The sequence below is a fragment of the Paenibacillus sp. J22FR5 genome, assembly GCF_059691975.1.
On sequence record NZ_JCAUAN010000023.1, the window covers coordinates 15,690 to 33,350 of the forward strand.

Genomic DNA, 17,661 nt, shown 5'->3' on the forward strand with positions numbered 1-17,661 from the left:
ACGTCTCAGTACCTTACTTCTCTCTTAGTGTAGTTTAAAAAGAACCTTCTTTTTAGTTTAAATTTAGTTTAAAATTGGAGGTACAGAAGGTAACAGAAAAGGGGACATCTCAGAGGTATGCGCAAACGGATTACACTCCACGATTTGGCCGCTCAGCTCGGTTTAACGATACAAACAGTGTCGAAAGCACTGCGTGGACTGCCAGGAATGTCAGAGCAGACGCGAAGTGAAGTTTTCAAGCTTGCGCGCGAGCTAGGCTACATGACCAAAGATCAAAAGCAAGCGCTGCAGCAAGATCTCATCTCACCGTATCCCGTGGTGCAGCGCAGGTTCGTACTTGTCCAGAACAAGCAATCATTGAACTTCAATCGCCTGCTGCTGCAAGGCCTGCATGAACGATTCATGGAATTCGGTCACACGGTTCAGCCTCTACTCATTCCACCTAAGCTGAAGCCATCGCAATTTGACGACTGGGCCGAGGAACAAGGGTTGCTGTATGCGGAAGGTGTATTTATAGCACCGCGGATGAATTTGGATCTGTTGGAGCAAAAGTTGCTGGAATTGCAGCTCCCTCGCATTCTGCTGAATTTTCCGCCACCGGAGTCTAAGGTTGATAGCGTGATTTGGGATGTGTATGAGGCGGTTTATCAGGCGGTTCGGAGACTCGTGCGGATGGGCCACAGGAACATCCTTTATGTAGGGGATACGAAGGATCAACGGGGATTCGTTATCCGGTGGCAGGCTTTTTCGGAAGCGATGAAGGAAGCTGGTGTAGCGGTAGATCCGCAGGAGCATGCGACAGAGCGAGATGGTACGGAGCGGTGGTTGGAGGATTTTGAGCGGATGTATCAGCTGCGCCAGCCCACAGCTGTGATATGCGGCATTGATGAGGAAGCTGCCCCGGTGTATCACACGCTGCGCGGATTAGGCGTTAACGTTCCGCAGCAATGCTCGCTAGTCGCGCTGCTGAATGAGCAAAGCGACACACTGCCGCTCTGCTCTCGCCCACAGCTGCCGATTCGAGAGGCCGGCTATCGCGCAGCGGATCGCATGCTATGGCGGATTGCAAATCCGCATTTACCTTTTGAGCATGTGCGGCTGCAGGGGGATTTTTTCACAGGGAGTACGATTCAGAGGTTGCAGGGGCAGGCAGCTAAAGCGTAATTCTGTAAAGAACGCCGTTAGATTAATGACGATGTTATTGAACGTGCTTCGCTCTAAGCGTTTCATTTGCTTTTAGGAACGTGGTATATTGGAGGTCGAATGATCTGACCGGAAGGTAAGCGATCGCAATAGGAGGTCTTTTAATATGCAAAAAAAACAAGGTTCACGTCCAAAATCCAACCCCAGCCATAAACCCAAATTCAGTACTCATAAGCCACAGAGTCAGCCCTCACACGCAGCTAAGGGAAGCCAAGAGTCGAGCACTCGTCAGTATACAGTGAAGGAGCCTGTTGAGCTTCTGCCCTTTTTGCTAGAAAAGCTATCGAGCCTAGGCCGGAATGCTGTAAAAGCTATCCTTGCTCGCGGACAAGTTGCTGTGAATGGCAAAGCGGTAACGGCTTATAATTACCCTTTGAAACCCGAGCAAACGGTCACGATTAATAAAGATAAAATCGTCGAGGATATCCCGCTCGCTGGGATGAGTATTTTGCATGAAGATAACGATGTGATTGTGATTCAAAAGGATGCTGGTCTGCTGTCAATTGCCACGGATTCGCAGGAGAATCAGATTACCGCCTATCGCCAGCTCACGGCGCATGTGCGGAATCACGATCCAAAGGCGCGGATTTTCGTGGTTCATCGCCTGGATCGGGACACGTCCGGTGTGATGATGTTTGCGAAAAATGAACAGGCGCAGCAGCATCTGCAAAACACTTGGCAGGAGAGCGTCAAAGAGCGGACCTACGTGGCCTTGGTGGAAGGCATGGTGCGCAAGCCAGAGGGAACGATTTCTTCGTGGCTCAAAGAGCATGCGAAATCACTCAAAATGTTCTCCACACCATACCCGAATGATGGACAACACGCAGTAACGCACTACAAAACGCTGCAAGCGAACAAGAGCTTTTCACTGCTTGAGGTAAACTTGGAGACCGGTCGTAAAAACCAAATTCGCGTGCATATGCAGGATATCGGGCACCCCGTTGCTGGCGATAAGAAATATGGCTCCAAATCGAAGGAAATCAATCGACTTGGTCTTCATGCGCGTGTACTAGCCTTTTTACACCCGACGACGGGACAGTTGATGCGTTTTGAGACGCACATTCCGAAGGTGTTTTTGAACCCTTTTAAAGAGCCAGGTGTGAAAAAGTAACAAGGGTAAATAGAAAACTCGCATGATAAAGCTTGAAAATAGGGAGTAGACCGATGAACATTGTTGTACTTGATGGATACACGTTAAATCCAGGTGATTTGGACTGGAGCGGCTTTGAGGCTTTGGGTGAACTGGTTGTCTATGAGCGGACCGCAGAGTCCGAAATCATTGAACGCGCGGGGAATGCAGACATGGTGCTGACGAACAAAACACCTCTCTCTGCAGAAACGCTTGGTCAGCTGCCGAAGCTGCGATATGTTGGGGTTTTGGCAACTGGCTACAATATCGTAGACATCCAAGCAGCGAAAGATCGCGGCATTGTCGTGACGAATGTTCCTGCGTACAGTACGCACTCGGTTGCTCAGTTAGTTTTTGCGTTGGTGTTGGAGTTCTGTCATCGGGTGCAGCGCCAAAGCGACAGTGTGCTTCAGGGAAACTGGGCTGGGTCGATCGATTTCAGCTATAGCGTTTCCCCGCTCGTGGAGTTAAGCGGTCAAACGATGGGACTGATCGGTCTCGGTCAAATTGGCAAACAAACGGCGCTCATCGCACAGGCGATGGGCATGAAGGTGATTGCTACTGGAAGCGGAAGAAGTGTACCCCAGCCAGTGGAAGGTATTGAGTGGGTATCGCTTGAAGAGTTATTAAAGCATGCTGATGTGGTTAGTCTGCATTGCCCTCTGACACCTGCGACGAATCAGCTTATCAATGCCGAACGGATCGCTTTGATGAAATCGTCAGCTATCCTGATTAATACGGCTAGAGGCGGTCTACTCAATGAGGCGGATGTCGCACAGGCCTTGAATGAAGGTCGCATCGCTGGAGCAGGACTTGATGTGCTGACGGTTGAACCACCGAAGTCAGATAATCCTTTGCTGCATGCGAAAAATGTAATTATTACGCCGCATATTGCATGGGCAACGAAGGAAGCTAGAGCTAGGTTAATGGCGATAGCGAGCAGTAATGCGCGTGGGTTTGCCCTGGGGCAGCCGGTGAATGTGATTGGGTAGATAGGAAGAGCGGGGAGAGCGACCTATAACCATGTTTTACATGACTATTCGCGTTTAATTTTAGCTCACTTGCCTCTGTAGTGATGTTTTTCATCATTACAGCGAATGCGAACAAAATTAGAAAGATCAAAAAAGGCTGTATGTCCATGTAGATTCATCTACTGGACATACAGCCTTTTTAGTACATGGAAACGATGAGGAACATCGAACATACGTGTATGGATGCAACCTCATCCTTGCTATCCACCGCGTCCCTATTGGGACATTCAAAGGAACGGCTATTTCAGTAGAGCCGCATAATCCATCTGCGGCACAAGACCAGTCTCCGCAGCCCGCTGGAGCAAGGTCAGGACGGCGCCATAACCGCTATCCCCGAGATCAGCGGTGAACTCGTTGACGTACAGGTCGATGTGCTGCTTCGCGACCTCTGGGTCCATCTCCTGCGCGTGCTGCATCACGTAGTCGCGCGATGCTTCTGGATGCGCCCACGCGTATTCAACCGAGGCGCGAGCCCAGCCCGCGAGCGCCTCCAGATCCATGGTGCGCCGAGCGATGATGGCGCCAAGCGGGATTGGCAGCCCGGTGTCGGACTCCCACCAACTGCCCAAATCCGTTAGAAGCGCTAACCCGTACGACGGGTAAGTAAAGCGCGCTTCGTGAATGACGAGGCCGGCATCGATGAGGCCGTCCCGCACGGCGGGCATGATCTCGTGGAACGGCATGACCACGATCTCGCCTACGCCGCCAGGCACATTCTGTTCGGCCCAGAGGCGGAACAGTAAGTATGCGGTCGAGCGCTCGCTCGGCACGGCCACGCGGCGGCCGCTAAGCGCTGCTGGGTCGGCCGGACCTTCGCTTGGCTGCGTGAGCACAAGCGGGCCGCAGCCTCGGCCCAATGCGCCGCCACAGGGCAGCAGGGCGTAATCTTTCAGCACCCACGGGAGTGCTGCATATGAGATCTTAAGCACGTCGGGGCCAGTGCCTTCGGCGGCCAGACGGTTCGTTATATCGATGTCTGCGTAGAGGACATCGAGTTCTAGTGCGCCTGGGATTAACCCATGCGCCCAGGCGTGGAACACAAATGTATCGTTCGGACAAGGTGAGAACGCGATTTTCATTTTATAGCACCTCCGCTAAGACTGAACCTGCTGCTTCTAAAGCTTTCAAAGCATCACCGATCCGCCAGGCGTCTCGGTCTCGCGGGCCGACCGCGTTGGAGATCGCGCGGATCTCCAACACGGGTACGCCGCGCTGCTGCGCAGCTGTCGCAATGCCGAAGCCTTCCATGGCTTCGGCAGCAGCGCCAGGCACGCGCGCCGCAAGCGCAGCGGCGGTTGCCGCTGTTCCGGTGGCCGTAGCCACCGTGAGCACCGGCGCCGCTTGCGCGGGCAGGCCGGCGGCTTGCAGCGCCGCCGTCACGCGCTGGGCCACATCGGCCGCGACGCTGATCCGCGTCGAGCCGAAGCCCAGCTCGTCCAAGCTGCTGAAACCGTCCAGCAGCTGGGCGCCAAGATCGGCGGCGATGATCTCGCTCGCAATGACAAGCGAGCCAATGTCCGCTTGTCCCACAAAACCTCCCGCAATACCGGCGATGATGAGCAGGTCATAGTCGGCTTTGGCAAGCTCAAGTGCTCCATTCACCGCGGCCGCGGCAAGGCCCACGCCGGCTAATGCATATTCAAATCGGCTATCCTGACCAAGGCCGCGCTGGATGGCATCTCGTTCAGGAGCGACTGCTGTCATGACAAGTATTCGCATGGTTTTTTCCCCTTTAAGCTTTGACTTCTATACCTCTATTTTACATCACCCCTGTCCAGAAGGAAAATTCCGTGCTTGACACGGCTATCTAATTTAAATATTATCTAATTAGATGTTTATCTAATTAGTAGAACAAGGAGCTGCCCCTATGCAACTGGATAAAATCATTACGTACCACAAAGCGCTTTCGGATGCGACGCGTATTCGTATGCTTATTTTGTTAGCGGACGGCGAATCAAATGGGCAAATTCTCGCTGAGAAACTAAGCGTGACCCCAGCAACTATTACCCATCACGCCTCCAAGCTTCGCGAAGCCAACTTGATTCATGAGCGTCGTGACAAAAATACGATTTATTTCACTCTGAATGACCCGTTCATTCTCAGTCATGGTCAGGCAACCGCTGATCTTATTTACAAAAACAAAAAGGAGGCTCCCGCATCCATGGCAACGGAAGACAAAAATCTTAGTCTTAAGCAGTCTGTTATACGAAACTTTTTCACACTGGATGGCAAGCTCAAGCATATTCCCGCTCAGCTCAAGAAGAAACTGATTGTCCTCGAGCATCTGGTTGCCGAGCTTGAAAAAGGTCGCTCCTATGCGGAGAAAGAACTTAATCTCTATCTCAAAAACTTTCATCCTGATTTTGCTACCTTGCGCCGTGAGTTGATTATGCACCAGTTTATGTTTCGGGAAAGTGAAGTTTACGAATTGAACCCTAGGGAAATGTGGGCGAAGTGGGAAACCTTATCGTAGTGGAGTTCGTTTTCTGACGAATGCCCATCCATAGAATTAGTCGATTTTGAAGCGTTCCCATGTGAGTGCCTGCGTTTAACCTACCCCTTCAATAGAAACGAATGCCCATCCTCATCTTTGAATGCAGCAAAGGTTCCCCACTGCATCTCCGACAGCTCTCCCTCGAACTCAACACCATTCGCCTTCATGCTCTCATACGTTTCTTTAATGGTTTCTGTTACAAAAACGATCGAGGGTTTCAACTCGGCGTAGTTTGACATCATACTCTTCGGATAGATGACCAGTGCGGATTGCGCTCCCTTGGGCGCTACCTCTAGCCAGAACGCGTTTGGTCCCATCGGCGTTTCGCGAACGACTTCGAACCCGACCTTTTCTGTCCAAAATGCTTTGGCTTTCTGCTGATCCTCCACGTAAATCGCAACTGTCGCTATTTTCTGAATCATAACTATTTCCTCCTCAACTTGTCTCACACCAGTATCATAGCATCACACTTCATCCCTCGTCTTACTCAGCTTCGATTGCTTCCTATTTTCCGCAAATCGCAATAACCACTTCTTATATTCTGTCGGTGTGATGCCAAGGCATCTCTTAAATTCCTTGGAAAAATGCGCATAATCATAGTATCCGAACTGGACCATACAACTTGGAATGTCCACCGTCGGATTGAAGAAGATTTGAAGCCTGGCCAAATTAAATCGGGATACCGAATTTAATTGTTTAGGTGACATACCAACAAGCTCCGAACAAATCCGCTCAAATTGCCGCTGCGAGTAACCACTCTCGGCTACGCTGATGGGAACATCTTGCTCCATCGGTGTTCGGTATAGCTTGGACAATATATCAATCATCGCTGCGTGCTTGGTTTCGGGTTCAAAATGACGATACATAAAGGCGGTCAGCAAGGCGACCCCCTCATCCAAATCAGCTTCTGCCAGCTTCAGAACTAGCGCCGCGAGTTCATGTTCGGGAAATAAGTTAGAGAGTGGAAGGAACTTGTCCTTGAGCACACGATTATCCATCTCCTTGAATGCACGTAATCCCCATGGCAGTAATCTCACACCAAATAAACGGATACGCCCTTCTGCAGTTAGCGGATGATAATGTGAAAGCGTACCGATAAAAAACGCCCTAGGCATGATCTCGCCACCTGCCGAATAATCGGCTCCAAAATGAAAGATCAGTTCTTGACAGCCATCTGGCCACAAGGTTTCTCCCTCGCCTATCTCACTGTAATCCCGCTCCAAATACCAGAAGCATTTGATATATCTCCGTAATGTCTCATCCGGCTGACGTTCCTCGTAACGCATGAGCTTGATTGCCTCCGTCCTTTTCATAAGGTCCATCTTCTCGTTATGCCAACCATTATACGCTCTCAGACATTGGATTCACCACTCCAGATCTCGTCAATTGGACACGTTGCCCAATATTTATTCCCCACTAGGGTCATTCATCCATACACCCTCTAGATGAGTAACATATAGTAATTTTGTGAAGGGAGGGATTGACATGAGTTGTGGTTGCGGTACTGGCGTACCTTATTCTAGCACTGCTGTAGTCCTCGTTCTATACGTCCTCTTGGTTATCGTTCTTAGCACTTTCGGATTTGGTTGGTAATAGATAGCGGCTGGGACGATTTCCGTTCCGGTCGCTTACTTTTTCTAGTCCTTTTAGCTATAATTAAGTCTTAGCCTATAAATTGCATCTACTACCTATTTAGGACGGAGACGAGGTATTGTGTCTAAACCGATTTTGACCATTGTGGTCCCTTGTTATAACGAAGAAGAGGTACTCCCGGAAACGGTATTTCAGCTCAGCGAAGTGTTAGATTCTCTGATTACAGATGGGCTGGTTGCATCTAACAGTACGGTATTGTTTGTAGATGATGGCAGCAAGGATGCAACCTGGTCGCTCATCGAACGCTTTCACGCATCCAATTCCTTCGTCACTGGGCTTAAGCTGGCGAAAAATGCTGGGCATCAAAGCGCCCTACTTGCCGGGCTTCTGAAAGCGAAAACATACTCCGATTGTGTTGTATCCATCGATGCTGATTTGCAGGATGATACGGCGGTCATTCGTGAATTTCTCGTTAAATTCCATGAAGGCTACGACATTGTCTACGGCATTCGTCAGGATCGCTCAGCGGATACATTCTTCAAGCGAGCAACAGCGCAAGGCTTTTATAAACTCATGACATCCTTAGGTGTCAAAATACATTACAATCATGCGGATTTCCGCTTAATGAGCAAGCGTGCCCTCGATAATTTGGAGAAATTTCAAGAGGTTAACTTATTCCTCCGGGGGTTAGTACCTCTGCTAGGATTTCCCTCCACACAGGTTTATTATGACCGTAAAGAACGATTCGCTGGAGAATCCAAATATCCGCTGCGCAAAATGCTTGCTTTTGCCCTCGACGGTATCACATCGTTCAGTGTAACTCCCATTCGTTTCGTCACGGTGATGGGCTTTTTTCTCTTCGCACTTAGTGTCGTTGCTGCTCTGTATGCGATCATCGGCAAAGTTCTAGGCGCCAACGTTACGGGTTGGACATCACTTGTGCTCTCGGTTTGGTTCATTGGCGGTGTGCAGCTTCTTGCTCTCGGTTTGATCGGCGAATACATAGGTAAGATTTATAAAGAAGTGAAGCAGCGCCCTTTGTTTGTGATTGAAAAAGAATTGACTGAGCATGCGCACGATTTGGAACCGATTACGATGCCGGCCAACTACCCCGCCACGGTGAGGCGGTAATCGAATGCGTCCCATCAAAGCTTTGTTAACTGGCAGCTTCGCGCGTTTTTTACTTGTAGGTGTGTTGAATACACTGGTCGGTTTGTCCGCCAGCTTTGCTCTTTTTAATATATGTCATCTTAATTATTGGATTTCGACCTTTGGGGGTAATACGATCGGTGCTGTGGTGAGTTACCTGCTCAATCGCACATTTACCTTTCGTTCGAGTGCTAGCTTTGGAAGCAGTTGGTGGAAGTTCGCTTTGGTGATTATCATCTGTTACGGCTTTTCCTATGGGACAAGCTGGCTCATGGCCGAAGCTGCCCGCTCTTATTTAACGAATGCAAGCTCGGGTTGGCTCCATAATGGCGCTATATTGGTTGGAAATGGCTTGTACACGATTGGTAATTATGTCGGGCATAAATATTTCACCTTCCGTACTCATGATCCGAAAAGAGACAGGGCATCCTAACACCTAAGAGGTGATAGACGATGTCACGTAGAAGAAGAAACCGGGCTATGGTGCCCGGATCCGAACACGGCTTAGGGCTACTCAAAGCTCATGTCATGCAAAATCAAGGGTACGCCGTCAATCCAGAGCGGCCTGATCTTGTGAAATACGAGGTCGCCCGCACCCTTGGCGTTCCTTTGCAACAAGGCTACAACGGGCAACTCAGCTCCGAAGACGCCGGCAGAGTTGGCGGTCCAATCGGCGGCGCCATGGTGAGAGAACTTGTGCGCATGGCGCAGGAGCAGATGGCTAAGCAGCAACCGCCACAGCAGTAAGAATAAGGTAGTCTAAGAGTCAGCCATAATCCGCCGCTGATGCACATAAACTAGTAGCAAGCTGCTTGCAGCCCTACTTTTAATGGTGAAGTCAGGTGATGATGGCAGATGAATCCTCCAGGCAACCGTTCGTCAAAGCCCGATTGGAAGGGGCTGTCGGCACAAGCTGGTGATGTGCTGGGCCCCGAGTTCTGGCAGGACATTGCCAGTATTATTCCGCTAACCGGACCTAGAGTTGATATGTATGAGACGCCGCAGGAGCTCGTTGTGGTGGTTGAAGTACCAGGGCTGTCGTCTCCTGAGAACATCCAGCTCTCTTTTCGCGACCAGTCCCTTCTAATCCGAGGGATGCTTGTTCGTCCGTATCAGGTCAGTGATGAGCAGATGCGGCTGTCCGAACGATATTTTGGCACATTTGAGCGAGCCATTCGCTTGCCTGGCAGGGCTTTGACTGATGGGATGCGAGCGCAGTATCATAACGGTTTGCTGATTATTCGCATTCCGCTTGCTCCTCCCGATGGCGAGAAAGTCATCCCTATACAGTTCACGTGAAACAACGGTTGACCAAAGATTACCGACTCCGCTTCAGGGGGGAGCCACGGTGATCTTTTTGTTTTGCAAAAAGAGAAATGATTCTGCCTTTGTCCCCATATAAATGAAGGGAGTCTACTTCGAAAATGAGGATTTGGAGGGAATGGCGATGGTTCGGATTCAATTTCAATCCATTCATATCGATGACATAACGGAAAACGCTAGCGTCAACAAGGGTACGAATCGGATCAGCGGTAGAAAGCATTCAGCTAAGAGGAATCAAGGAATCGGTGAATTGACAGGTGATCACAATGTCGTGATGGGCGGGAAGCACACGGTCTTAGATAATGATACGTTTGACGTTATACCGAATACACGAAAGAGCTGAAGACTGCCTATGTGGTTTCAAAAAAGGAAATCGCCGCCGCAGCCTTCTCCATCACCTGCAGTTACACCCAAACCCACATCCTCAGTGAGAAACGAGGCATCGTCTGTCGCACAAACGCAAACCATTCACTTATTGGAACAGCGTCTGCGTAGGCTTGAGGAACAACTGGCTGACCATTCCGCCAAGTATCCGCGCATTCATATCGATAACCTTCACGTTCATCAACCTGTGCTAGAAAATCTGACTTTCCGACTGGATCATCTCGATATAAAGGAGCTGAGCGGTTCGTTGAATTTAGGGAACAATTTCGGCGCTAAGCCTAATGCGAAATCGCAAGATGACACCGTGGATAAGGCTTTTCAGCGTGCACAAGTGACCAAAGAAACGAAGGCTGATGGAGCTAGTGACCGTGTGTCGAATTCGTCATCTGTCCCACCAGATGCAGGGCCTGAGCGAACCTCTACCGGCTACCGCTACACACCGCCCCAGCCTAAAGCGGAAAGATGAGGTGATGATAGTGTCTTCTTTCATGTCACCAACCTTTATTATCGGTTCGATCCGAATTGGATCCGTGGAAAGTGCATCCTGCATCAATATGGGGAACAATTGGCCGACGGATTTTCAAAGTAATCAAAAAACGGTTCAAGGCTTTGGCGCCGTCGAAGGCGATCATAATCAGTTGGTCGGTACCCGTTCCATGCTGAACGATTCGGATTTCCTCGACATGCTCAATGTCGGTGATAATGAAACGCCAGAGTGGCTGCAGGAGATGATTACCGCACAAGCGCAAACATCTGGTTTCACAGCCGGTCCGACTGCCGCATCGACTTCAGCATCGACTTCAGCATCAGATGCAATGGCAAAAGCTCCGCAAACGGCCGATTAAGGCTGTTGCGGATCTTTTTTTCAAACACGGCCAATGATGAAATCTCCCTTGGTATATGGTGCGTCGATAATGTCGTTATCGTAAACGGTATTGATATTGTTCCACACTACATTATGTTCACCACTCACTTCGCCGAGGCCGCTATTGCTTTTACCGCTTGTTGACCAATTCACTTGGGCATTCGTACCAATGAATATACCAGAAGCATCTGATATCGCATTAACATGAATCGAATCAAATTGAATTAAAGGCGGGTCTAAGGGTCCGGGCAGATTCAGCATCACTTACAACCACCCTTCATCTAAGCTTGATTGGTCACGGCTGGTTTAAAGTCCTGATCATTAATCGGTGCATCGATAAAGTCATTATCATAGATGAAATTCACGATATTGCAGGTGACCGAATTGCCAATGAATTCACCTGTACCGTAATTGTTTTTGCTATGGGAATCCCAGCTGGATTGTGCATTCTCTCCGATCCCGATAGTTGCATTCGTATTCTGATTATTAATATTAATCATGTTAAAAACGATGGAACTCGGCATGCTGCTCACTCCCTGTCCGCGGTTGGTTCTAGCGATTTCCCCCTAAGCACGGGGTCTCTGCCGTAAACCTGTATGTTAGCCTATTCAGGGGGGGGCGAATTGGTGCGGATTGGTGATCAACAACAAAAAACCCTTTCCCCAGAGGGAAAGAGTCTTGTATGTCGATCATCCTCAGAACCAAAGTCCTGGACCACCGAAGCCGCCAAAGCCAGGGCCAAAGCCAGGGCCAAATCCACCGCCAAAGCCAGGGCCAAAACCAGGGCCAAAGCCACCACCAAAGCCACCAAAGGCAAAAGGTGATGTGCCAATTGCTAACAGATCAAATAAAACCAACGGGATAATCGCTTTGATTTGCACTTTTTTGCCATTTTGTGGAGCAACAATCAACTTGTTACCGCTGATCCGCACTAATTTACCAGTTACCTGTGTACCATCTTTTTTAAGAGCAAAGATGTCTTTTCCGATCAATTTACGAACTTCTTCTTTACGAATTCTGGATGCCACGAACGTCCACCTCCTTCAGCCAACAGAGATACATTGCTCTACAGTGTATGGCTATTAGGGGAACATCGCATGGATAACTGTCCATTTTTATACAAAAATACGCTCATGTCTTGAGGGGGCAGTTGACTCAGAGTTGGTTATCATTCTGCAGCCAGTTCTGATTAAACAAAATTAAGAAAAGTAACGTCTATGAAGAAGATGCTAATTCGTATAGATGGAGGCTTGTCAACTTGCTCAAAATACTTATATCTCTCGGGGCTGTTACTTTAAAATAATCTTGGCAAGTGCCTTCTTCGCTGGCCCTTCAATCACGTCGCCTTGATAGGAATACCTAGATCCGTGGCAAGGGCAATCCCATGTTCTTTCCGCATCGTTCCACTCAACCTCACACCCCAAATGGGTACAAGTCGTATCAACCACGTGCAGTTCCCCATTGGGTTCACGATAAGCGCCAGCTCTCTTACCCGCCACGCTGACGACAGAACCCTCATCAGGTGACAGCTCTTCTGGCTGCTTGTGCAGCAAATCAAACTTCCCAGCTACAAAGTGCTTCGCCACATTGGCGTTCTGCATCACGAAGGTTTTGATGCTAGGATCGGCATGGAATCGATGCGGTGTGAATACTTCTTCGTAGGGGCTTTGCTCCCCTAAGATTATTTTCGTATTCAGCATCGCCGCGACCATGCTGGTCGTCATTCCCCATTTGCGATACCCAGTCGCCATGAGAAGATGAGGAGCATCGGAAAATTGCTGCCCAATATAGGGCATTTTATCTAACGTGAACACATCTTGCGCCGACCAGCGATACAGAATCTCCCTCAGTCCGAATGTCTCTTCTCCGAACTTCTGTAGATTCTCATAGTGCTGATGGGTACACATGCCCTGCCCAGTCTTATGCCCCTCACCGCCAATAAGAACCGCTGGTTCCCCAGCAATGAGCACTGATCGGAGCGATCGAGTTGGCTGTTCAACGTTAATGTACATTCCCCCAGGAAATGGTTTTTCGGTGCGCGCAGCGATCACATAAGACTTCTCCGCATGGAGGCGTGTGAAGTAGGCGCCCTTGATGTCGTTGAACGGGTAATGTGATGCTATGACAACATGATTGCAAGTGACCTGATGCCCTTGCTTTGTTTTGATAGTGGACGGCTTCTCATGGGTTGCACCTACGACCGTTGTTCCTTCGAAAATTTGCCCACCCATCTGAGTAATCTCCTGAATGAGTCGGATTAGATAGGGCACGGGATTGAATCTGGCCTGCGCCTTCATTCTGATGGCTGCTTTCGTCGCGAAAGGCAGAGGGTTTGATTCCAGATAATCACCAGGAATGTTCAGCTTCCCATAAGCCAAATATTCGTCTTGTAATTGATTTAAATACGCATCATCACTCGTATATAGATAAGCATCTTCTTCGGTAAATTGACACTCGATGCCTAGCTCATTAACCGTTTGTTTGACGAGCATCAGCGCTTCGTGATTTGCCTCATAATAGAGGCGAGTCTTCTCTTCTCCAAAATGGGAAAGAAATTCATGATAAATCAGTCCATGCTGGACAGTCACTTTAGCCGTGGTGTGCCCTGTCGTTCCTTCTAGGATGCGTCCTGCATTCAGGACAACGACTTTCACGCCTCGTTTTGCGAGTAGATACGCTGTGGTAATCCCTGTAATACCTGCACCAATGATGACTACATCAGTCTTCAGATCAGCTGTCAGGGTTGGAAACTGTGGGATCTTCTCCACCGAGTCGAGCCAGAATGATTGTGGGAATTGCGGTAAAGTAACGGTAGAAGCCTCTTTGTTTTGAGTCAATGTAACGTTCCCCTCTGTCCATTTTTTCCCTATTTTGTCCCTAATGAGGTGATTGTATGTATGGGGAGCAGACACTCCTCGAAACAGAACGTACGCTCTAATATGATGGAGGTAATAGTAATAACACAAACTTAATAATAGGAGTGTGTGATCGTAATGCTGCCTAACCATGAAGTTGTGGGGAGCGCTGCATTAAAGGCAGCTATTACCCACGCAAGATTGGCGATTGGAGCTTGCTGTCAAAAATTAGTGAGAGCCGCTGGAAATTGCAGTATCAGAATCGCATACTATGTGCCCAGCCAGCCCCGCTTGTGGCATCAGGTGTATTTGGTACGAAAAAAAGCCGCCATTCCGACACCAGGTCAGAAACAGCGGCATTTCTTATTTAGGGAGTACGCGTGCCTTATGCTTTACGAATTTTCCCAAGCTCAGTCGTAATCGCATCAATCTCACTAATGCTGAATCGATCCTTGCTCGTGACCATATCATAAAGATCCTTCAAATCCTCGTACATCTCTTCTTTCACGTTGGAGGCTTTAATGGATCCTCCTGTTGCCATGCGCAGCTTTCTCGTAATGCCTTCAAACATAAATTCAACGTTCTCTTCCGACCATATATTCAAATCCATCGCAATCATCCTTCCCTCGGTGTCTTTCCACCATTTTAAAGCACAGGCATGGTATTGTAAAATACAGTTTGTCTCAAGTACGAAAAAGGAAGCAGAGACAGATTGTCTCGCTTCCTTCATTTTTCTTATATGACGATTGATTTCAGTACATTCGGCCCAACCATTTTGACTAGCGGACGCTGTAATTGGGCCGAATCCACATCCAAACTAACACAGATAAGGCGAATATGCTCGTCAGCCAATTTGCGTGCATCCTCGTAGGATAGCTTAAACTGAATACAATAGGAGATAAAGCCATGTAAAGACATAAACAAATTCCACGGGAGTGTAAACTTCCGACTCTCAGCTCCAGGCTGATCTGCCATGACTTCACGAATCACAATGGCAAACATATCCAAGCACTGAGCTTGTTCGGTACGCGAGTACTGCTGTAGTTCTGGCTCGTTAATCATAAACATCATTTCGTAGTGATTCGGATTGTTTAAACCAAACCATACGAATTCCATCATTAACTTTTGAAGCAAATTCACGCTAAACCCATGCTCACGAACAATCATTTCCCGCTGGCGTTGCAGCAGTAAGGCGAAATCATCTTTAATTAGTGCATAAAATAATTCAGCTTTCTCATTAAAATGGTAATATAACGCACCATGACTGTACCCCATTGCTTTAGCAATGCTTCGCATCGTTAAAGCGCGATAGCCAAAAGTAGCGAATAATTCCCGCGCCTCTGTAAGAATTCGTTCTCTGCTAAGCTCTTGCGCGACTGCTTTCCTAGCCATTCCTATCCCTCCGCATCCTCAGCTCATATGAAATTAGTTTAGTGTCTTCTGGATGGAGCTGCTTGCCTATTCAGGCAAGTTCTCGTGAACGATGTATTCATTCTCACCCGCGATGATCAAGCTTTGACCTTGTGTAACATCAGTTGCCCAATTCATGAATGCTTCCGCATCAGCAGCCAAAGGATAACAAGGAACGGTCACTTTATCCGTAAACTGTATCTCCCCTAGCCTCATTCTTTGATTTCTCAGTTCATTTTCCAGCTTGCCATACCATGTATAATCGACTTCAATCAGCACGAGCTGATGATTTACTTTATAAATCGGCTTTCCTGCTTCTATGCCTGCTACGGCGCCATCCGTATATGCACGAATGAGTCCACCAGCCCCCAGCATGATGCCACCAAAATAACGAGTAACCACGACAACGGTATTCTTGAGCCCTTGATGCTTCATCACTTCCAGTATCGGCTTCCCTGCGGTACCGCTGGGTTCTCCATCATCGGATTGCTTCTGGATTTGATCCCGCTCACCAATGACATACGCACTGCAATTATGCGTAGCCGACCTGTGTTCTTTCTTGATCGCTTCAATAAACTGGATTGCTTCTTCTTCTGACTCTACAGGTTTAGCATGACCGATGAAACGTGACTTCTTGATGATAATCTCAGACGAGCCATAGGAATGGATTGTGCGATAATGTGCTAGCATAGCCAACCTTTCTCGGTAGAAGGAAACAACTGTTTCCCTATATTCTACACACAACATTTGACTTCGACAATATAGAAAGAAAATTTACCACATAAATAATGGAAAAAAAGGTGCAAAAAAACGACCTATCCGATAGGATTGATCGTTTTAAAGGTGTATTGGAAATTATTGCTGCAAGCGAGCCTCAAGCTCCGCTTTTTCTTTCTCATAGCCAGGCTTGCCTAATAGCGCAAACATGTTCTTTTTATACGCTTCAACACCCGGTTGATCGAAAGGATTCACACCCATCAAATAGCCGCTGATGCCGCATGCTTTTTCAAAGAAGTAGACCATATATCCGAAAGAGTAAGGTGTCATATCCGGCAAAGTTACGATCAGGTTCGGTACTTGACCGTCTGTGTGCGCAAGCATCGTGCCTTGGAAAGCCTTCTTGTTGACGAAATCCATCGTTTTGCCGCTAAGGAAATTCAGACCATCCAAATCATCAGCATCTGTACCGATGGTGATATGATCTGCCACTTGGTCAACTTGGATAACAGTCTCAAACAAAATCCGGTTACCATCTTGAACGAATTGCCCCATGGAGTGAAGATCCGTCGAGAAGTCTACGGAAGCCGGGTAAATCCCTTTGTAATCCTTGCCTTCGCTCTCCCCAAACAATTGCTTCCACCACTCCGAAACGAAGTGCAGGGAAGGCTCATAGTTCACTAGAATTTCGATCGTTTTCCCTTTGCGATACAGGGAGTTACGTACAGCTGCGTATTGGTAGGCCTGATTTTCGCTGAGCTTCGGATTGGAGAATTCTTGCTGAGCATCTGCCGCACCTTTCATAATCGCTTCAACGTCAATGCCTGCTGTCGCAATTGGAAGCAATCCAACCGCTGTAAGCACGGAGTAACGTCCACCAACATCATCGGGAATGACGAATGTCTCGTAGCCTTCTGCTGTTGCCAGTGTTTTGAGAGCGCCCTTCTCTTGATCCGTTGTTGCGTAGATCCGTTTGCGAGCGGCTTCCTTACCGTATTTCTTCTCCAACAATTCGCGGAAAATACGGAAAGCAATCGCTGGCTCCGTTGTCGTACCGGATTTGGAAATCACGTTCACGGAGAAGTCTTTTCCTTCAAGCAATTGAAGCAAATGTGTCACATATGTCGAGGAGATATTATTTCCCACGAAATAAATCTCAGGCGTTTTACGTTTATCTTTTGGTAAAATGTTATAAAAAGAATGAGACAGCATCTCAAGGGCAGCGCGTGCTCCTAAATAAGAACCACCAATACCGATGACGACAAGCGCGTCGGAGTCGGATTGAATTTGCTTCGCGGATGCTTGAATGCGGGCAAACTCTTCACGGTTGTAGTTTTCTGGAAGATCCACCCAGCCTAAATAATCAGATCCTGCACCCGTCTTGTTATGCAGCTGATCATGGGCTAGCTCGACTTGAGCCGCCAAATAATCGACCTCATGTTGGGATAAAAAGGATAATGCCTTGCTGTAATCAAATTGTAATTTTTTACTCACTAGGTTCGCCTCCA

General features: G+C 48.3%; 23 protein-coding genes. 11 read left to right on the plus strand and 12 right to left on the minus strand.

Annotated features, from left to right (window positions below; genetic code table 11):
• The first annotated feature begins 117 nt into the window (after positions 1 to 117).
• The 3 genes from AC58P7_RS23820 (at position 118) to AC58P7_RS23830 (ending at position 3,324) form a co-directional block, all read left to right on the plus strand.
• The gene (locus AC58P7_RS23820; RefSeq protein WP_497347326.1) at positions 118 to 1,164 is read left to right on the plus strand and encodes a LacI family DNA-binding transcriptional regulator; all 1,047 of its coding nucleotides are present in this window, start codon (positions 118 to 120) and stop codon (positions 1,162 to 1,164) included.
• A gap of 145 nt (positions 1,165 to 1,309) precedes the next feature.
• Entirely contained in the window at positions 1,310 to 2,314 is a 1,005-nt protein-coding gene (locus AC58P7_RS23825; protein WP_497347328.1) for an RluA family pseudouridine synthase, read from the plus strand.
• 53 nt (positions 2,315 to 2,367) lie between these two features.
• Positions 2,368 to 3,324 carry a D-2-hydroxyacid dehydrogenase gene (locus tag AC58P7_RS23830; RefSeq protein ID WP_497347330.1) on the plus strand — a complete coding sequence of 319 codons (957 nt, stop codon included), beginning with the start codon at positions 2,368 to 2,370 and terminating at the stop codon, positions 3,322 to 3,324.
• Between the two features lie 278 nt (positions 3,325 to 3,602).
• Here the strand turns inward: AC58P7_RS23830 and AC58P7_RS23835 are convergent, their stop codons facing one another.
• Positions 3,603 to 4,442 (minus strand): 1,4-dihydroxy-6-naphtoate synthase, encoded by an 840-nt coding sequence (locus AC58P7_RS23835; protein WP_497347332.1) that lies wholly within the window; start codon positions 4,440 to 4,442, stop codon positions 3,603 to 3,605.
• A 1-nt stretch (position 4,443) separates the two neighbouring features.
• Positions 4,444 to 5,082: a futalosine hydrolase gene (locus AC58P7_RS23840; protein ID WP_497347334.1), complete on the minus strand. Its 639-nt coding sequence runs from the start codon at positions 5,080 to 5,082 to the stop codon at positions 4,444 to 4,446.
• 148 nt (positions 5,083 to 5,230) lie between these two features.
• Here AC58P7_RS23840 and AC58P7_RS23845 point away from each other — a divergent pair, with 148 nt between their 5' ends.
• A complete protein-coding gene (locus AC58P7_RS23845; RefSeq protein ID WP_497347336.1) occupies positions 5,231 to 5,836 on the plus strand; it encodes a DUF2087 domain-containing protein in 606 nt (201 codons plus the stop codon).
• 80 nt (positions 5,837 to 5,916) lie between these two features.
• On the opposite strand, the gene AC58P7_RS23850 is transcribed toward AC58P7_RS23845, so the two are convergent.
• Positions 5,917 to 6,279 (minus strand): VOC family protein, encoded by a 363-nt coding sequence (locus AC58P7_RS23850; protein WP_497347338.1) that lies wholly within the window; start codon positions 6,277 to 6,279, stop codon positions 5,917 to 5,919.
• Positions 6,280 to 6,321: 42 nt separating this feature from the next.
• Positions 6,322 to 7,170: an AraC family transcriptional regulator gene (locus AC58P7_RS23855; RefSeq protein ID WP_497347340.1), complete on the minus strand. Its 849-nt coding sequence runs from the start codon at positions 7,168 to 7,170 to the stop codon at positions 6,322 to 6,324.
• A 400-nt stretch (positions 7,171 to 7,570) separates the two neighbouring features.
• Between AC58P7_RS23855 and AC58P7_RS23860 the strand changes: the two genes are divergently transcribed.
• From AC58P7_RS23860 to AC58P7_RS23890, 7 genes are all read left to right on the plus strand, one after another.
• On the plus strand, positions 7,571 to 8,581 hold the full coding sequence (locus AC58P7_RS23860; RefSeq protein ID WP_497347342.1) for a glycosyltransferase family 2 protein: 1,011 nt from the start codon (positions 7,571 to 7,573) through the stop codon (positions 8,579 to 8,581).
• A gap of 4 nt (positions 8,582 to 8,585) precedes the next feature.
• Complete coding sequence (locus AC58P7_RS23865; RefSeq protein ID WP_497347344.1) at positions 8,586 to 9,032, plus strand: GtrA family protein; 447 nt, start codon at positions 8,586 to 8,588, stop codon at positions 9,030 to 9,032.
• Positions 9,033 to 9,052: 20 nt separating this feature from the next.
• On the plus strand, positions 9,053 to 9,346 hold the full coding sequence (locus tag AC58P7_RS23870; protein ID WP_497347346.1) for an alpha/beta-type small acid-soluble spore protein: 294 nt from the start codon (positions 9,053 to 9,055) through the stop codon (positions 9,344 to 9,346).
• Positions 9,347 to 9,454: 108 nt separating this feature from the next.
• Positions 9,455 to 9,898: an Hsp20/alpha crystallin family protein gene (locus AC58P7_RS23875; RefSeq protein ID WP_497347348.1), complete on the plus strand. Its 444-nt coding sequence runs from the start codon at positions 9,455 to 9,457 to the stop codon at positions 9,896 to 9,898.
• A 103-nt stretch (positions 9,899 to 10,001) separates the two neighbouring features.
• The gene (locus AC58P7_RS23880) at positions 10,002 to 10,265 is read left to right on the plus strand and encodes a hypothetical protein (protein ID WP_497347350.1); all 264 of its coding nucleotides are present in this window, start codon (positions 10,002 to 10,004) and stop codon (positions 10,263 to 10,265) included.
• Between the two features lie 84 nt (positions 10,266 to 10,349).
• Positions 10,350 to 10,772: a hypothetical protein gene (locus AC58P7_RS23885; RefSeq protein ID WP_497347352.1), complete on the plus strand. Its 423-nt coding sequence runs from the start codon at positions 10,350 to 10,352 to the stop codon at positions 10,770 to 10,772.
• A 10-nt stretch (positions 10,773 to 10,782) separates the two neighbouring features.
• A complete protein-coding gene (locus AC58P7_RS23890; protein ID WP_497347354.1) occupies positions 10,783 to 11,151 on the plus strand; it encodes a hypothetical protein in 369 nt (122 codons plus the stop codon).
• A 20-nt stretch (positions 11,152 to 11,171) separates the two neighbouring features.
• Here the strand turns inward: AC58P7_RS23890 and AC58P7_RS23895 are convergent, their stop codons facing one another.
• The 8 genes from AC58P7_RS23895 to AC58P7_RS23930 all read right to left on the minus strand — a co-directional run bounded on the left by AC58P7_RS23895 (position 11,172) and on the right by AC58P7_RS23930 (position 17,647).
• On the minus strand, positions 11,172 to 11,432 hold the full coding sequence (locus AC58P7_RS23895) for a hypothetical protein (protein ID WP_497347356.1): 261 nt from the start codon (positions 11,430 to 11,432) through the stop codon (positions 11,172 to 11,174).
• A 20-nt stretch (positions 11,433 to 11,452) separates the two neighbouring features.
• Positions 11,453 to 11,695 carry a spore germination protein gene (locus AC58P7_RS23900; protein ID WP_497347358.1) on the minus strand — a complete coding sequence of 81 codons (243 nt, stop codon included), beginning with the start codon at positions 11,693 to 11,695 and terminating at the stop codon, positions 11,453 to 11,455.
• A 171-nt stretch (positions 11,696 to 11,866) separates the two neighbouring features.
• Positions 11,867 to 12,199: a hypothetical protein gene (locus AC58P7_RS23905; RefSeq protein ID WP_497347360.1), complete on the minus strand. Its 333-nt coding sequence runs from the start codon at positions 12,197 to 12,199 to the stop codon at positions 11,867 to 11,869.
• 261 nt (positions 12,200 to 12,460) lie between these two features.
• Positions 12,461 to 14,008: an FAD-dependent oxidoreductase gene (locus AC58P7_RS23910; RefSeq protein WP_497347362.1), complete on the minus strand. Its 1,548-nt coding sequence runs from the start codon at positions 14,006 to 14,008 to the stop codon at positions 12,461 to 12,463.
• Between the two features lie 403 nt (positions 14,009 to 14,411).
• On the minus strand, positions 14,412 to 14,636 hold the full coding sequence (locus tag AC58P7_RS23915) for a DUF1128 domain-containing protein (protein ID WP_497347364.1): 225 nt from the start codon (positions 14,634 to 14,636) through the stop codon (positions 14,412 to 14,414).
• Positions 14,637 to 14,761: 125 nt separating this feature from the next.
• The gene (locus tag AC58P7_RS23920; protein ID WP_497347366.1) at positions 14,762 to 15,418 is read right to left on the minus strand and encodes a TetR/AcrR family transcriptional regulator; all 657 of its coding nucleotides are present in this window, start codon (positions 15,416 to 15,418) and stop codon (positions 14,762 to 14,764) included.
• Between the two features lie 66 nt (positions 15,419 to 15,484).
• On the minus strand, positions 15,485 to 16,126 hold the full coding sequence (locus AC58P7_RS23925) for a YigZ family protein (RefSeq protein WP_497347524.1): 642 nt from the start codon (positions 16,124 to 16,126) through the stop codon (positions 15,485 to 15,487).
• Positions 16,127 to 16,291: 165 nt separating this feature from the next.
• Complete coding sequence (locus AC58P7_RS23930; RefSeq protein ID WP_497347368.1) at positions 16,292 to 17,647, minus strand: glucose-6-phosphate isomerase; 1,356 nt, start codon at positions 17,645 to 17,647, stop codon at positions 16,292 to 16,294.
• Between the last annotated feature and the right edge of the window lie 14 nt (positions 17,648 to 17,661).